Genomic DNA, 14,739 nt, shown 5'->3' with positions numbered 1-14,739 from the left:
CGCACCACAGTGCTCTACTTAGCGTACGTACTAGTTAGTACATTAATCAGGACGGTGCATTGTGAGTTCCAGCCCATATCTCGTCGGCCTCGTCGGCCAGGGCGTCGGCCCGTCGCTGACACCGGCGCTGCACATGGCCGAGGCACGCGCGAACGGCCTCGACTATGTGTACCGGACCATCGACCTGAGGACCGCCGGCATCGCGCCCGAACGCATCGGCGAGGTTCTGGAGTGGACACGCGCGCTCGGCTACAACGCGCTCAACATCACCCATCCCTGTAAGCGGTTGGTGATCGAACACCTCGACGCACTCGACGACGGCGCCGCCGCACTTGGAGCGGTCAACACCGTGGTGTTCGAGCCGCACCGCACGGTCGGCTACAACACCGACGCTCCTGGCTTCGGGACCGGGTTCGGTGAGGGTTTGCCCGGCGCCGCCACGGACAGCGTCACCCTCGTCGGCGCGGGCGGGGCAGGTGCCGCGGTTGGACACGCGCTTCTCGATATCGGCACTGAGCACCTGGTCGTCGTCGATCTCGACGTCGAGCGAGCCACCGCCCTGGCTCGCGAGTTGGCGCACAGGCACCCCGGTGCACGCGTGGAGGCTTCGGAGTTCGACAAGCTGTCGGTGCTGCTGCCGGTGAGCGACGGTGTCGTGCACTGCACGCCGACGGGTATGGCCGACCATCCGGGCCTCCCGTTCGATGCGGGACTGCTGCACCCCGGGCTGTGGGTCGCCGACATCGTCTATCGGCCGCTGAACACCGCGCTGCTCACGGCGGCGCGCGAGGTCGGTTGCCGAACACTCGACGGTGGCCACATGGCCGTGCACCAGGCCACTACCGCATTCGAGCTGATCACCGGAATCACCCCGGACGCCGCTCGCATGTCGCGACATTTCCGAAGCCTTGCCGACGAATTCCCGACGGTCAGCACCACTTCAGAAGGAAACTAGGAGGAACCCATGAGCGTCATCGACAGCAATGCACCCGATGGGGTGCCCGCAGGCGCGCCTGATCGCACGCCGAAAAAGGCCGCGCTGGCCAGCTTCATGGGCAGCGCCGTCGAGTACTATGACTTCTTCGTCTTCGGTTTCGTTGCGGCGCTGGTCTTTCCGAAGATCTTCTTCCCCGAGGGCAACGAGACGGTCGCCCTGGCCCAGTCTTTCGCCACGCTCGGGGTCGCCTACATCGCGCGGCCGGTGGGGGCGTTCGTGATCGGGCACTTCGGCGACCGGATCGGACGCCGGAACGTGTTGATGTTCACGCTGCTCCTCATGGGCGCGTCGACCTTCGCGATCGGCTGTCTGCCCACGTATGCGTCGGTCGGAGTGCTCGCACCAATACTCCTGGTGACGTGCCGTCTGCTCCAAGGGTTCTCGGCCGCGGGCGAACAGGCCGGCGCCAGTTCGCTGACGCTCGAGCATTCGCCAGATAACCAGCGGGCGTTCTTCACCTCGTGGACTCTCACGGGCACGCAGGGCGGCCTGATTCTGGCCTCACTTGTGGTGATCCCCGTCGTGGCACTGCCCGACGATGACCTGCTCTCGTGGGGTTGGCGCGTCCCGTTCTGGCTCAGCGCCGTTGTGGTCGTGGTCGCCTACTTCATCCGTCGCCGTCTGCACGAGACCCCGGAATTCACCGAGGCCAAAGCCGCCGGCACCATCGCCCGGATGCCGCTGAAGCCGCTGCTGCGGGATCACTGGCGCGATGTTCTGCGAGTGATCTTCTGCGCCTTCATCGCCGCCGTCTCGACGGTGTTCGCCAACCTCGCCATCGCCTATGGCAAGAAGATGGGCCTGAACGCGGACGAAACGCTGTGGCTGGTGGTGGTCGCGAACGTCGTGGCGCTGGGCACTCAGCCGATGTTCGGCAAGCTCGCCGACCGCATCGGGCGCAAGCCGGTCTTCATCTACGGTGCGCTGTCCTCCGCGGCGCTGATGCCCCTTTATCTGCTCTCGATGAGCAGTGGCAACGACGTACTGATGTTCGCGTTGGCGATCGCCACCTTCTCGTTCGGCTATGCCGCGGCCAACGCGGTCTGGCCATCGTTCTACGGCGCGATGTTCTCCACGAAGGTCCGTTTCTCCGGACTCGCGATCGGCACCCAATTAGGTTTCCTGGTGGCGGGTTTCGCGCCGGCGATCGTCACCGCACTCGGTGGTGTGAGTGAAGGCGGCTGGGTGGCGACGAGCATCTTCACCGCGGTGGTCTGCCTCATCGCCAGTGCTGCCGCGCTGACGGCGCGGGAGACGAAGGATGTGCCGACCGCCCTGCTGGGCACCAAGGTTCCCGATTCGGCGCGACAACTCGTCGATCGCTGAGGGGGTAGCTGACGTGGTGCCCTGTATGTCACAGCAAGCGGCCGATGCCGCGCGCGGCGACCTGCAGGGCACCGAGCAGCCTTTGCCGATCGCGCTTGAGGTTCGGCACGACCACGCCGATCGCCGCCACCACGGTGCCGTCCGACGCCCGGACCACGGGAACGGCCAGCGAACACGCACCGAGCGACATCTCTTCGTTCGTCGTCGCCACGCCGTCTCGGCGGACCCGCTCGAGCTGCCCCGCGAGGACGGGCTGAGCGACAATCGTAAAGGGTGTGACGCGGGTAAGGCTGGCAAACACTTGATCCTGGATCTCCTTCGGCGCATGCGCGAGCAGGACCTTGCCGACCCCGGTGCAGTGCATGGGCAGCTTGCTACCGGCGCTGCTGACGATCGGCACGGACGCGCGGCCCATCATCCGCTCGAGGTAGAGCACCTCTGCGCCTTCGCGAATCGCCAGGTGCACCGTGGCCATGGTCGCGGCGTAGACGTCGTGCAGAAAAGGCTCGGCAACCTGGCGCAACCTGCCTTCGACAGGCGCCAGCAGACCTGCACTCCACAACAACCTGCCGACCTCGAAGCGCCCGTCGGTCCGGCGCTCGAGCGCACCGCCGGCCACCAGTTCGGCCGCGAGCCGATGCGCGGTGGGCACCGGCAGGCCCGCGCGCTGAGCAAGCTCCGACAGGGCCAGGCTGCGGTGCTGCTCGTCGAAAGCCGCGATGATCGACAGCAAACGCATAGCGACGGTCACTCCGGGTGTCGAGGTGTTGCCTGCCATTTCCCTGATCCTTCCGCTGAGCGAAATTCTAGTCTTCACGACCCCCATGTGAGATGGATAGTGTGCGCACCATGACAGCTACGCCCACCGTCAACTCGGACAGTGCCTCGGCGAGTCAGGCCGAGGTGAGCAGCGAGATCGCCGCGATCGAGTCGGCCTATCAGCGATCGGGCGTCGAGGAGACGCAGCCGCGACTCGACTACGCGCCGTACCGGAGCAGCGTGCTGCGCCACCCGACCAAGGACCTGCAGCATGTCGATCCTGAAGGCGTCGAGTTGTGGACACCGTGCTTCGGTGCGCGCGACGTCCATCCGTTCGAATCCGATTTGACGATCCAGCACACCGGCGCGCCCATCGGCGAACGAATCGTGGTGACAGGGCGGATCGTCGACGGTGACGGGCGGGCAGTGCGCGGCCAATTGGTGGAGATCTGGCAGGCCAACGCGGGCGGGCGCTATATCCACAAGCGCGACCAGCATCCTTCGCCGATCGACCCGAACTTCACCGGCGTAGGCCGTTGCCTCACCGACGACGACGGCAACTACCGATTCACCACCATCAAACCCGGACCCTATCCGTGGAAGAACCACCACAACGCGTGGCGGCCTGCCCACATCCACTTCTCCTTGTTCGGAACCGAATTCACGCAGCGCATGATCACCCAGATGTACTTTCCCGGTGATCCGCTGTTCGCCCTCGACCCCATCTATCAGTCCATCACCGATCAGAAGGCGCGCGATCGGTTGGTCGCCACCTACGACCACGACGTGACCACCCATGAGTGGGCCACCGGCTACCGGTGGGACATCGTGCTGACCGGGTCAAGCCGAACTCCCGTCGCCCAAGGAGCCGATCGCTGATGTCGACACTGCTGACCGCGACCCCGGGACAGACAGTTGGCCCGTTCTACGGCTATGCACTGCCGTTCGAACGCTGCAACGAACTCGTGCCGCCCGGCTCGCCCGGCGCCATCCAGTTCCACGGCCTGGTAACCGACGGGGCCGGAAACCCGGTTCCCGATGCGCTGCTGGAGATCTGGCAGGCCGACGCCGACGGCGAGATTCCCTCCGCCACCGGCTCGCTGCGCCGCGACGGCTGGACGTTCACCGGCTGGGGCCGCGCCGCCACCGACGATGCGGGCCGCTACAGCTTCTCCACCGTGCTGCCCGGCGCGTCGGCTCCGGGCGCGGCACCCTTCATCCTCGTCACCGTGTTCGCCCGCGGACTGCTGAATCGTCTGTTCACCCGCGCGTACCTGCCCGGTGATCAGCTCGCGAACGATCCACTACTGAATTCGCTTCCCGCGCATCGCCGTCAGACCCTGATCGCGACTCGCGAAGAGACGGGTCTGAAGTTCGACATCAAGCTCCAGGGCGATGACGACGAGACCGTCTTCCTCAGTTATCCGGGGCATCGGCCGTGACCGACCTGTTCTGGCCCGGCGACCATCGCGCGGGAAATCTGATGAGCGATCGCGCCTTCCTGGACGCGATGGTCGCGGTCGAACAAGCGTGGCTGGATGCGCTCGTCGATGCCGAAATCGCGCCGCAGTCTGCGCGGACCGAACTCCGTGGGTATGTCACCGAAGGCGACCTCGAGCCACTCGCGCAAGACGCCGATGTCGACGGCAACCCGGTCGGCGCATTGGTTGGGCTGTTGCGTGCCCGTGCGGCCCAGCCAACCGCGCAGTGGCTACATCGCGGTTTGACGAGCCAGGACGTCGTCGACACCGCGCTGATGGTTTGCATCCGAGATGTGCTCGCTCGCATCCGCGAGGAACTTGCTGAGCAGCTGCGAACGCTGTCGCACCTCGCCGAGAAGCACCGTGCCACACCGATGCTCGCGAGGACACTCACACAGGCCGCGCTGCCGAGCACCGCGGGCGTCAAAGTAGCCCGGTGGCTGTGCGCGGTGCTGGATGCAGCGGAACCGCTGGCTGAGTTGCGGGTGCCGGTCCAGGCGGGGGGTGCCGTGGGAACCCTGGCTGCCGCCGTTGAGCTGAGCGGATCGGCGGAAAATGCGATCCGACTGGGTGACTCGATGGCACGTGCGCTGGGGCTGGCTCCGGCGCCACCGTGGCACACCTCGCGATCTGCAATCACCCGGATCGGCGACGGGCTGGTCGGCTGTTGCGACGCGTGGGGATACATCGCCAGCGACGTCGCGACGGGCAGTCGGCCAGAGATCGGTGAGCTCGCCGAGGCGAGCGGGGGCAAGTCATCGACCATGCCCCACAAGAACAATCCGGTGCGCTCGGTGCTGATCCGCCGTACCGCGATGACGACAGGGTCGCTGGCCGCCACGCTGCACACCGCATCGGCGATGTCCGTCGACGAACGTTCCGACGGCGCATGGCATGCCGAATGGGCGACCCTGCGGACGTTGGCGCGGCGCACCGTCGTCGCCGCCGCCCACACGACCGAACTCCTCACCGGATTGCAGATCGACGCGACCCGCGCGACTGCGAATCTGGCCGCAGCCGGCGACGGCGTACTAGCCGAGCAGCAGACGATGGCGGACTTGACCGGACGTGGTCCGGCAGCGGAATACCTCGGCGCTGCCGAACAGCTCGTCGACTCCGCGCTGCAACGGGCCGGTCACTACCTCAAGGACGTGCCATGAGTATCCCGCGCATCGTCGCCACCGAGTTCGGCGGGCGGGACACCGCCCCGTTGCTTCTTCTCGGGCCATCGCTCGGCACCTCTGCCACCACCTTGTGGAGCCGGGCCGCAGCCGAACTGACTGACAAATGGCGCGTCGTCGGCTGGGACCTTCCAGGGCATGGCCGCGGCGAAATCACGGACGCCTTCACCCTTGCCGAACTCGCCGCAGGCGTGCTGGCGCTTGCCGACCAGTTCACCCGCGAATCATTCGATTACGCAGGTGATTCGGTCGGAGGCTGCGTCGGGCTGCAACTGATGTTGGATGCCCCGTACCGTGTTGCGTCGGCCACTCTGCTGTGCACGGGCGCGGTGATCGGCACCCCGGACGCGTGGGCCGAACGCGCTGAAACCGTCCGCGCGTCGGGAACCGAGACTCTGATCGCCGCCGCGACGCAGCGGTGGTTCCCCAGCGGCTTCGCGGCGCGCGACTCCGTCACCAGCTCGGCTTTGCTCGATGCTCTGCGTAGCGCCGACGCCGGCTCCTACGCGCAGGTGTGTGAGGCATTGGGTGGATTCGACGTCACCGACCGGCTGCCGGAGATCAGCACACCGGTCCTTGCCGTCGCGGGCAGTCACGACATTGCCACGCCACCGGATCACCTGCAGCGCATAGCCTCCGGAGTCAAGGATGGGCGCTTGGTCGTATTGGAGGGGGTGGGACATCTCGCGCCCGCCGAAGCGCCGAACCGAGTCGCGCAGCTGATCGCCGAACACGCACGTGCGGCGACCGCGCCGATTCCGGCCACCACCGACGAGGTGTACGCGGGTGGGCTTGCGGTTCGGCGTGAGGTCCTCGGCGACGCGCACGTCGACCGGGCCATCGCGGCGACCACCGAATTCACCGCCGACTTTCAGCGGTTCATCACCGAATATGCCTGGGGCGCAATTTGGACGCGGCCGGGCCTGGACCGCCGCAGCCGCTCGCTGATCACACTCACGGCGTTGGTGGCGCGCGGACACCACGAAGAACTCAAGATGCATCTGATTGCCGCCCGGCGCAACGGGCTGTCCAACGACGAGATCAAGGAGCTGCTGATGCAGACCGCGATCTACTGCGGCGTGCCGGATGCCAACACCGCCTTCCGTATTGCGGCCGACGTACTACCGGGCTTCGACAGTGACAAGGGGGAGAGGTCATGAGCCGCACCGAGATCTGTGATGCCGCCCGGCACGCCGTCGCCGGCATCCATGACGGATCAACAGTTCTCGTCGGCGGCTTCGGCATGGCGGGTATGCCAACCACACTGATCGACGCCCTGATTCAACAGGGCGCGACCGATCTCACCATCGTCAGCAACAACGCGGGCAATGGCGACACCGGCCTGGCCGCACTGCTCGCCGCCGGTCGCGTCACCAAGGTCATCTGCTCGTTTCCCCGGCAGACGGATTCGTATGTCTTCGACGAGTTGTACCGCGCCGGCAAGGTTCACCTCGAGGTGGTTCCGCAGGGAAACCTGGCAGAGCGGATCAGGGCGGCGGGTGCGGGGATCGGTGCGTTCTTCTGCCCGACCGGTGTCGGCACCCCCCTTGCTGAAGGGAAGGAGACCCGAACCATCGACGGTCGAGATTATGTGCTGGAATACCCGATCCGGGGCGACGTCGCGCTCATCGGCGCCCATATCGGCGATCGGGCGGGGAATCTGTTGTACCGCAAGACTGCTCGCAATTTCGGTCCGGTGATGGCCACCGCGGCGTCGCTCACCATCGCCGAGGTGTCCCGGGTGGTCGAAGCGGGATCCATCGATCCTGAAATCGTCGTCACACCCGGAATCTTCGTGGACCGCATCCTCGACCTTTCGGCCGACCGACGTATGAGGGAGGCGGCGTCGTGACGCTCCACATCCCAAGTCGTACCACCACCGTCGAGCGTCTGGATCGCGGTCCGCTCGACCGCCGCGAACTGGCGGCGGTCATTGCCCGCGATATTCCGCCCGGTTCATACGTCAACCTCGGGATCGGACAACCGACGACGGTCGCCGAATACTTGACCCCGGAGGCGGGTGTGGTGCTGCACACCGAGAACGGCATGCTCGGCATGGGTGGGGAAGCGGTCGGTGATCAGATCGACGCGGATCTGACGAATGCGGGCAAGGTGCCCGTCACCGAAACCCCTGGCGCATCGTACTTTCACCACGCCGACTCGTTTGCGATGATGCGCGGTGGCCATCTCGACGTATGCGTGCTCGGTGCATTCCAGGTCAGTCAGCACGGCGATCTGGCCAACTGGCACACCGGTGCGGCCGACGCCATTCCGGCGGTCGGTGGCGCCATGGATTTGGCCATCGGCGCGAAAAGTGTGTTCGTCATGATGAATCTGTTCGCCAAGGACGGCAAGGCGAAGCTGGTGCCGCAGTGCACCTATCCGCTCACCGGCACCAGGTGCGTCAGCCGCGTCTACACCGACCACGCGGTCTTCGCTGTCGACTCCGGCGACAACGGCGGCATACGTGTGTTGGAGACATTTGGATCCACCGTCAAAGCGCTGGCCGACCGAATGTCGGTGCCGCTCAACTAGCGTCGCGGCGCTGCTTTGGCTCGAGTTCCTCGGATGGAGGCGCGCTCGTCGGTGCTGGCCACCGAGTAGCAGATCGCTGTCGAGACGATCGTGGGTAGCACGAACGTCAGTATCAGGATGAACGCGGTCAGACCGGCGGCCGGATCTGTCAACCAGGTCTTGGGAATTCGGGCGAGGCTGACCGCCAGCCACGACGCCCCGATCGCCAGAATTAACGTGGCTATGGTGGCGACCTTGATCGAGCGGAGTGCCAGACGGGTCGGTGCGCCGCTGTCGGCCAACGATCTGCGCAGCATCTTGGTCCGGACGTACACAAGCACGAAATCCGCAACGATGACCAGCGCGGCGGTCGCGATGATGATGCCGGTCACCCAGATCTCGGGCCTGCGGCCGTACATGAAATGCAAATAGTCGATGGCGGTCTCGGACAGGATCAGCGTCGTCGTCATGGCCGCGGCAAATGTCAGCCAGCCACCCAGATCAGCGAGAAAGCAGTACGCGCCGACGTCCTCGGGGTCTTGCTCGGACACCCTGTTGACCGCATGACTTGCGAGCATCCAGCCCAGCCCGCCGAACAGGGCCGTCGCGCCCGCGGCGAGCATTCCCGTCGACACCGCACCCTGCGTCCACGCGATCGCGCAGATGCCGCGCGCATCGCCCTCGTCAGGCACCTGGTTGCCGGTGATCAGGCTGAACAGGAAGCTGGACAGCATCAGGATCAGCACCGCGGAGGAGAACAGCGCGAGCGTGTGAATGCTCTCGCGGCTCTTCTTGTCCATCAGCAGGGCGATCGCGGTGATCAGGAAGCCACCGAGCACGCCCGCGAACTGGGAGTGGGACGCGGCGGACGACAGCACGCTCCATTGATCGGACGTGCAGAATTCGTCCGGATTCACGTTCGACTTGAGGAGCTCAGGTCGTCACAAGACGCGAGGACTACTTGTCGCGACGGGTCTCGACCGTCTCGTACTCCTCGGTGCGCTCGCCCTCGGGCTGGTTGACAGCGGCGAACACGTCGGTGTCAGCGCGCTCGTCGTCTCCGGAACGGTGCCGGGTGACCGGGGGTGCGTTGCGGTCGACGAGCCAGCGGCCGATGGTGACGCCAAGGAGGGCGATCAGGAACACCAGCAACGCGGTGAACGCCGCGAAGGTGGTGAGTTCGTTGATCAGCCCCTCGACGTAGAGGGACTTGTAGAAGAGGTGGATGAACCATGCGACGGCGCCACTGACGATGCCGGCGAACAGGCCGGCCAGCAGCCATGTCATGGACAGGTCGCCGCGGCGGTCCGGATCGGGATTGGCGCGGGCGTCGGCGCGGCCGTCGGCCAGGCCCCACACGAACACGATGACGGCGTAGAGAAGCACCAGAATGAGACTGATCAGCCCGGCCCTGGTCTCCCACGCGTTGATCATCGCTCCCTGCAGCAATCGCACGATCACCATCAGGGCCGCGAACACCAGTCCGCGCAGCAACCACTTACTCATGAGGCCACACCTTAGCGAGTAGGTTCAACAACCGTGACTATTTCACAGCGCCGGGACCGGCTGCGTCAGCGACTGGTCGCCGACGATCTGGACGCCATGTTGGTATCGGACCTGGTCAACGTCCGATATCTGTCCGGCTTCACGGGGTCCAACGCGGCACTGCTGATTCGCTCGGAGGACCCGACACCGGTGCTGGCCACCGACGGGCGCTACCGCACCCAGGCCGCGCAACAGGCGCCCGACGCCGAACTAGTCATCGAGCGGGCCTGCGGGCCGCATCTGGTTGCGCGTGCGTCGGCCGACGGACTGTCCCGCGTCGGCTTCGAGAGTCATGTGGTGACCGTCGACATGTTCACCGTGCTCGCCAAGGCCGCGGGAGACAGGACCGAACTGGTCCGGGCTTCGGGAACGGTGGAGGCGTTGCGCGAGGTCAAGGACGCCGGCGAGATCGCGTTGTTGCGGTTGGCGTGTGAGGCCGCCGATGCGGCGCTGCACGATCTCATCGAGCGGGGTGGGTTGCGTCCGGGCCGTACCGAAAAAGAGGTGGGCCGCGAACTCGAGGCGCTGATGCTGGATCACGGCGCCGACGGCAGGTCGTTCGAAACCATCGTGGCCGCCGGGCCCAACTCCGCGATCCCGCACCATCGGCCGACCGACGCGGTGCTGGCCGCGGGGGACTTCGTCAAGATCGACTTCGGGGCGCTGGTGTGCGGCTACCACTCCGACATGACGCGGACTTTCGTGTTGTCGCAGGCCGCCCAGTGGCAGCTCGACGTCTACGAACTGGTGGCGGCCGCGCAGCGGGCCGGCCGAGAGGCGCTCGCACCCGGGGTCACGCTCTCCGACGTCGACGCGGCGTCGCGACAGATTATCGCCGACGCGGGATATGCCGAGAACTTCGGTCACGGATTGGGGCACGGGGTCGGTTTGCAGATACACGAAGCGCCGGGAATCAGCGCGTCATCCGCCGGTACACTGCTTGCTGGCTCCGCGGTGACCGTGGAACCCGGTGTCTATCTGCCAGACCGCGGCGGCGTCCGAATCGAGGACACGCTTGTCGTCGGCAGTGACTCACACCCGAACCCTGACTTGCTCACCCGGTTCCCCAAGGAACTGGCGATCCTCTGAACAGGAGAACAATCAACCGTGGCATCGACCGCCGACTTCAAGAACGGGCTCGTCCTTCAGATTGACGGCCAACTGTGGCAGATCATCGAATTCCAGCACGTCAAGCCCGGCAAGGGCCCCGCGTTCGTGCGTACCAAGCTCAAGAACGTGTTGTCAGGCAAAGTCGTCGACAAGACCTACAACGCCGGTGTGAAGGTCGAGACCGCCACCGTCGACCGCCGCGACGCCACCTATCTGTACCGCGATGGCTCCGACTTCGTGTTCATGGACTCCCAGGACTACGAGCAGCACCCGTTGCCGGAGTCGCTCGTCGGCGATGCCGCCAAGTTCCTGCTCGAGAGCCTTCCGGTGCAGATCGCCTTTCACGACGGCGCGCCGCTGTATCTCGAACTGCCGGTCACCGTCGAACTCGAGGTCACCCATACCGAGCCGGGCCTGCAGGGCGACCGGTCCAGCGCGGGCACCAAACCCGCCACCGTCGAAACCGGTGCAGAGATCCAGGTGCCGTTGTTCATCAACACCGGCGACAAGCTGAAGGTGGATTCGCGGGACGGCAGCTACCTGGGAAGGGTGAATGCCTGACATCCGGGGCGACGGGAGAAACCGGCGATCCGACCGTGGCCGCCATCAGGCCAGAAAGCGCGCCGTCGACCTGCTCTTCGAAGCCGAGGCGCGCGGGATCACGCCCGCGGAGGTAGCCGAGTCGCGTAGCGCCCTGTCTCAGACGCAGTCCGACGTTTCACCGCTGAATCCGTACACGGTGACGGTGGCGCGTGGGGTCACCGAACACACCGCGCACATCGACGATCTGATCGCCGCGCATCTGCAGGGCTGGACGCTGGACCGGCTGCCCGCTGTCGACCGGGCGATCCTGCGGGTGGCGGTGTGGGAACTGCTGCACGCCGAAGATGTTCCCGAACCGGTCGCCGTCGACGAAGCCGTCGAACTCGCCAAGCAGTTGTCCACCGACGACTCACCGGGTTTCGTCAACGGTGTGCTGGGTCAGGTGATGTTGGTGACACCGCAGATCCGGGCGGCTGCAGAAGCTGTTCGGGGCACGGGCGATTCGGGCGCAGGGACGTAAATGGGAGCACCGCAGGACTGGGCGCCGTACTCGAGTATGGACTGACCATCACCGACCATGTGCTCACCACCGAGTACGAGGCGCTTGACGACGGCACCCGCAGGCTTTCGGAGGTCCGACTGCGGATGTACACCCAACTGGTCACCCGGTCGCGGCAGAAGTCGGTGACCGAGACCGACATCTACTGCGAATCGTTCCGCTACTACAAGTCGGTCGACAACGGCGGTCTGGCCCAGATGCAGCGCCTGCTTCAGTTCGGCCGGGTGCTCTCGCGCTGTATCGAGTAGTGCCGCTACTCGTCGGCCGATGCGGCGGCGTAGTCCGGAAGGTCGATGGAATCGGCGATCTGGAACCACACCCTGGCGGCGATGGGGCGAAATGGCCAGCGCTGCATCCACTTCATCGCCATCGCATTGTCCGCGATCTCTTTCTCCGTCATAGGTGCGAACCGGTCGATGTTGTTGGGTAGGTCCTGGCAGGTGTCGACGTAGGGCCGCATCACAGTTCCGTAGCGCTTCAGCGCGGCCTGAAGGTGTTCGGCGTCAAGCGAATCCGCTGGTCCAAGTTCGCCGGCGAGAACGTAGGCGCCGACCAGAGCCAGGCTGGTGCCCATGCCGCTGAGCGGTGAGGCGCAGTAACCTGCGTCGCCGACCAGTGTGACCCGCCCCGAAGACCACGATGGCATGTGGACCTGCGCGAGTGAGTCGAAGTAGAAGTCGTCGGCTTCCTGCGCTGCGGCCAGCAGCGCATCGCATTCCCAGCCCGCGCCGGCGAACCGCTCGACAAGGATCTGTCGCTGTTCGTCGAGGTTGTGCCGGTCGTAGACAATGGGCTCCGACTGAAAGGCCAACCCCGCCTTCGCGATCGACGGATCGTGTGAAGGCCGCATCGAGGCATTGAGACCACCCGGTGCCTGATACATCAGATACCAGGAGTCCAGGCCGATGCGGTCCGGCGCCGAGAACCAGGCGTTGTAGCCGCCGATCGGCTTGACGAACTGTTCCTCGGGCCCGAACACCAAGCGCCGCACCGCGGAATGCGGACCGTCGGCGCCGACTACGAGGTCCACCCTCAATGTGCTGCCATCGGACAACGTCACGTCGACCCCGGTGGGATCCTGTGCGAGATCGGAGATTCGGGTGTTGAAGCGGTACTCCGCCGTGTCCGTCGTGGCCTGATACAGCACATCCACCAGATCGCCGCGCAGGATCTCCAGCTTGGAGACCGGGCCGTTGCCGTCGAATGCCGTCACGGGCATCTCCGCGCGTCGGCTGCCATCGGACTTCACCCATGCGATGCCACGCTGGAACAGCGACCGCCGCTCCATCTCGTCCATCAGGCCCATCCGCTCGACGACATCGCCGCCGGCGCCCCGCAGGTCGACAGTCTGGCCGCCGGGCCGGATCCCGGGTCCGGTCTCCACGATGATGACGCGGAATCCGTTGCGCGTCAGCCAGAACGCCAGTGCGGGCCCGGCAATTCCGGCGCCGCTGATCACCACCGTGGGCTGGGTCATGCCAACACCGTAGCGTCAGAGATCAAGCGCTTGATACGTCCGACGGACGAACTTGGGCTGTGCGCTTTGCAGCTTCGCCAACGAGGTGTTGCCCGCGACGGCCGCTGCCATGTCGGCGTTGATTTCAGGGAGATTCTGGATCAAGTAGATGAGTACCAGATCGCCGCTCGGGTCGGCTTGCCACCACGTGCCGTACGCGCCGGGCCAACTGAACGTGCCGAGGCCACCGGGGCCGAAGAGTTGCCGTGATCTGGCGGGGTCGGTCACGACCGAGAGGTTGAGCCCGAAGCCGCGGCCGACCCAAAACGGCGACCCCAGAAAGGGTTGCCGCTTCTGCTCGTCGGTCAACCGGTCGGTGCGCATCAGTTCGACCGATTTCTCCGACAGCACCCGAACACCGTCCAATGTGCCGCCGCCGAGCAGCATCCGGGCAAACCGAAGGTAGTCGTCGGCGGTGGACCACAGGCCGGCGCCGCCGGTGCAGAACGGCGGATCGACGATCGGCGCCGGACCCATCACGTCGTGCTGAAGCACCATATCTGCGTCGAGCTTGTACATCGTCGCGGCGCGTGGCCGTCCCGCGGTGCCCACCGAGAAACCGGTGTCGACCATCCCGAGCGGTTGAAAGATGCGCTCCGACAAGACGTCAGAGAGTGACTTGCCCTCGATCCGCGACAGCGCAATACCCAGTACGTCGGTTGCGTGACTGTAGGTCAGTCGGTCACCGGGCTGGTGCACCAGCGGCAGCGTCGCAAGCTCGGCCAGCCAGCGGTCCTGATCCTGGCGGAAGGACATCCGCCCGTATGCCTTGCTCAGCGGACCGAGCACGGAGAACGTGTAGGCGAGCCCGCTGCGGTGGGTCATCAGATCGTCGATGGTGATCTGCCGGCGGGCGGGAGTCGTCTTGTCGAGCGGGCCGCGCGGATCAACCAGCACCTGCATAGCGGCCAGCTCGGGCAGCCAGGTCGAGACCGGGTCGGACAGCGACAGCTTGCCCTCTTCGGCCAGGCTCATCGCGGCGGCGACGGTCACGGGTTTGGTCATCGAAGCGATACGGAAAATCGTGTCCCGTTCCATCGGCTGGCCCGCGTCGACATCGCGGTAGCCGAGCTCGTTGACTTGCAGCACTTCGCCCGCGCGGCACACCAGCGTCACCGCCCCGGCGAGCAACCCGGCGTCGATGGCCTCTTGGATGGATGTCTGGTTACCGTCGAGCTTCATCGACGTCAGCGTACTGAAGCACCGGG

16 protein-coding genes and 1 pseudogene are annotated in these 14,739 nt (G+C 65.8%); 12 read left to right on the top strand and 5 right to left on the bottom strand.

Annotated features, from left to right (window positions below; all coding sequences use genetic code 11):
- Window positions 1–61 precede the first annotated feature (61 nt).
- Together BST47_RS01890 and BST47_RS01885 are read left to right on the top strand one after the other, a co-directional pair.
- A complete protein-coding gene (locus BST47_RS01890) occupies window positions 62–955 on the top strand; it encodes a shikimate dehydrogenase (RefSeq protein ID WP_083123491.1) in 894 nt (297 codons plus the stop codon).
- Window positions 956–964: 9 nt separating this feature from the next.
- A complete protein-coding gene (locus BST47_RS01885; RefSeq protein ID WP_083123490.1) occupies window positions 965–2,323 on the top strand; it encodes an MFS transporter in 1,359 nt (452 codons plus the stop codon).
- Between the two features lie 28 nt (window positions 2,324–2,351).
- On the opposite strand, the gene BST47_RS01880 is transcribed toward BST47_RS01885, so the two are convergent.
- Complete coding sequence (locus BST47_RS01880; RefSeq protein ID WP_083123489.1) at window positions 2,352–3,101, bottom strand: IclR family transcriptional regulator; 750 nt, start codon at window positions 3,099–3,101, stop codon at window positions 2,352–2,354.
- Window positions 3,102–3,172: 71 nt separating this feature from the next.
- On the opposite strand from BST47_RS01880, the gene pcaH reads away from it, so the two are divergent.
- Genes pcaH through BST47_RS01850 form a run of 6 tightly spaced genes read left to right on the top strand, consistent with a single transcriptional unit; the run spans window position 3,173 to window position 8,279 of the window.
- Complete coding sequence (gene pcaH, locus BST47_RS01875; RefSeq protein ID WP_083123736.1) at window positions 3,173–3,961, top strand: protocatechuate 3,4-dioxygenase subunit beta; 789 nt, start codon at window positions 3,173–3,175, stop codon at window positions 3,959–3,961.
- On the top strand, window positions 3,961–4,524 hold the full coding sequence (gene pcaG / locus BST47_RS01870; RefSeq protein WP_083123487.1) for a protocatechuate 3,4-dioxygenase subunit alpha: 564 nt from the start codon (window positions 3,961–3,963) through the stop codon (window positions 4,522–4,524). Before pcaH ends, pcaG begins: the two co-directional genes overlap by 1 nt.
- Complete coding sequence (locus BST47_RS01865) at window positions 4,521–5,723, top strand: lyase family protein (protein WP_083123486.1); 1,203 nt, start codon at window positions 4,521–4,523, stop codon at window positions 5,721–5,723. Before pcaG ends, BST47_RS01865 begins: the two co-directional genes overlap by 4 nt.
- A complete protein-coding gene (pcaDC, locus tag BST47_RS01860; protein WP_083123485.1) occupies window positions 5,720–6,904 on the top strand; it encodes a bifunctional 3-oxoadipate enol-lactonase/4-carboxymuconolactone decarboxylase PcaDC in 1,185 nt (394 codons plus the stop codon). The genes BST47_RS01865 and pcaDC overlap by 4 nt, the downstream gene beginning before the upstream one ends.
- Complete coding sequence (locus BST47_RS01855) at window positions 6,901–7,596, top strand: 3-oxoacid CoA-transferase subunit A (protein WP_083123484.1); 696 nt, start codon at window positions 6,901–6,903, stop codon at window positions 7,594–7,596. The genes pcaDC and BST47_RS01855 overlap by 4 nt, the downstream gene beginning before the upstream one ends.
- Window positions 7,593–8,279, top strand: coding sequence for a 3-oxoacid CoA-transferase subunit B (locus tag BST47_RS01850; RefSeq protein WP_083123482.1), 687 nt, complete (start codon window positions 7,593–7,595; stop codon window positions 8,277–8,279). The genes BST47_RS01855 and BST47_RS01850 overlap by 4 nt, the downstream gene beginning before the upstream one ends.
- Here BST47_RS01850 and BST47_RS01845 read toward each other — a convergent pair.
- Both BST47_RS01845 and BST47_RS01840 read right to left on the bottom strand, forming a co-directional pair.
- Window positions 8,276–9,175, bottom strand: a complete 900-nt coding sequence (locus tag BST47_RS01845; RefSeq protein ID WP_083123480.1) for a hypothetical protein — start codon at window positions 9,173–9,175, stop codon at window positions 8,276–8,278. The two genes, BST47_RS01850 and BST47_RS01845, sit on opposite strands and share 4 nt — an antisense overlap.
- A 40-nt stretch (window positions 9,176–9,215) precedes the next feature.
- Entirely contained in the window at window positions 9,216–9,764 is a 549-nt protein-coding gene (locus BST47_RS01840) for a B-4DMT family transporter (RefSeq protein WP_083123479.1), read from the bottom strand.
- 33 nt (window positions 9,765–9,797) lie between these two features.
- On the opposite strand from BST47_RS01840, the gene BST47_RS01835 reads away from it, so the two are divergent.
- From BST47_RS01835 to BST47_RS01820, 4 genes and pseudogenes are all read left to right on the top strand, one after another.
- Window positions 9,798–10,892: an aminopeptidase P family protein gene (locus tag BST47_RS01835; RefSeq protein ID WP_083123478.1), complete on the top strand. Its 1,095-nt coding sequence runs from the start codon at window positions 9,798–9,800 to the stop codon at window positions 10,890–10,892.
- A gap of 18 nt (window positions 10,893–10,910) precedes the next feature.
- A complete protein-coding gene (gene efp, locus BST47_RS01830; RefSeq protein WP_083123477.1) occupies window positions 10,911–11,474 on the top strand; it encodes an elongation factor P in 564 nt (187 codons plus the stop codon).
- On the top strand, window positions 11,467–11,976 hold the full coding sequence (gene nusB, locus BST47_RS01825; protein ID WP_083123475.1) for a transcription antitermination factor NusB: 510 nt from the start codon (window positions 11,467–11,469) through the stop codon (window positions 11,974–11,976). The genes efp and nusB overlap by 8 nt, the downstream gene beginning before the upstream one ends.
- Before the next feature lie 44 nt (window positions 11,977–12,020).
- Window positions 12,021–12,263, top strand: a pseudogene (locus tag BST47_RS01820) (hypothetical protein); the annotation flags it as partial.
- A 5-nt stretch (window positions 12,264–12,268) separates the two neighbouring features.
- Here BST47_RS01820 and BST47_RS01815 read toward each other — a convergent pair.
- Both BST47_RS01815 and BST47_RS01810 read right to left on the bottom strand, forming a co-directional pair.
- A complete protein-coding gene (locus tag BST47_RS01815; RefSeq protein ID WP_083123474.1) occupies window positions 12,269–13,492 on the bottom strand; it encodes an FAD-dependent monooxygenase in 1,224 nt (407 codons plus the stop codon).
- 15 nt (window positions 13,493–13,507) lie between these two features.
- Window positions 13,508–14,713, bottom strand: coding sequence for a serine hydrolase domain-containing protein (locus tag BST47_RS01810; RefSeq protein ID WP_083123473.1), 1,206 nt, complete (start codon window positions 14,711–14,713; stop codon window positions 13,508–13,510).
- Window positions 14,714–14,739 lie beyond the last annotated feature (26 nt).

This window comes from Mycolicibacterium tusciae, from assembly GCF_002086795.1.
GTDB lineage: Bacteria > Actinomycetota > Actinomycetes > Mycobacteriales > Mycobacteriaceae > Mycobacterium > Mycobacterium tusciae.
Note: the sequence above shows the minus strand (reverse complement) of the source record. Positions and strands in the feature narration are given on the sequence as shown.

What these genes read in the sequence shown, in the direction of transcription:
- BST47_RS01885 (WP_083123490.1), top strand. Translation starts at nt 965, where the DNA reads ATGAGCGTCATCGACAGCAATGCACCCGATGGGGTGCCCGCAGGCGCG.
- BST47_RS01880 (WP_083123489.1), bottom strand. Translation starts at nt 3,101, where the DNA reads ATGGCAGGCAACACCTCGACACCCGGAGTGACCGTCGCTATGCGTTTG.
- pcaH (WP_083123736.1), top strand. Translation starts at nt 3,173, where the DNA reads ATGACAGCTACGCCCACCGTCAACTCGGACAGTGCCTCGGCGAGTCAG.
- pcaG (WP_083123487.1), top strand. Translation starts at nt 3,961, where the DNA reads ATGTCGACACTGCTGACCGCGACCCCGGGACAGACAGTTGGCCCGTTC.
- pcaDC (WP_083123485.1), top strand. Translation starts at nt 5,720, where the DNA reads ATGAGTATCCCGCGCATCGTCGCCACCGAGTTCGGCGGGCGGGACACC.
- BST47_RS01855 (WP_083123484.1), top strand. Translation starts at nt 6,901, where the DNA reads ATGAGCCGCACCGAGATCTGTGATGCCGCCCGGCACGCCGTCGCCGGC.
- BST47_RS01840 (WP_083123479.1), bottom strand. Translation starts at nt 9,764, where the DNA reads ATGAGTAAGTGGTTGCTGCGCGGACTGGTGTTCGCGGCCCTGATGGTG.
- nusB (WP_083123475.1), top strand. Translation starts at nt 11,467, where the DNA reads ATGCCTGACATCCGGGGCGACGGGAGAAACCGGCGATCCGACCGTGGC.
- BST47_RS01815 (WP_083123474.1), bottom strand. Translation starts at nt 13,492, where the DNA reads ATGACCCAGCCCACGGTGGTGATCAGCGGCGCCGGAATTGCCGGGCCC.
- BST47_RS01810 (WP_083123473.1), bottom strand. Translation starts at nt 14,713, where the DNA reads ATGAAGCTCGACGGTAACCAGACATCCATCCAAGAGGCCATCGACGCC.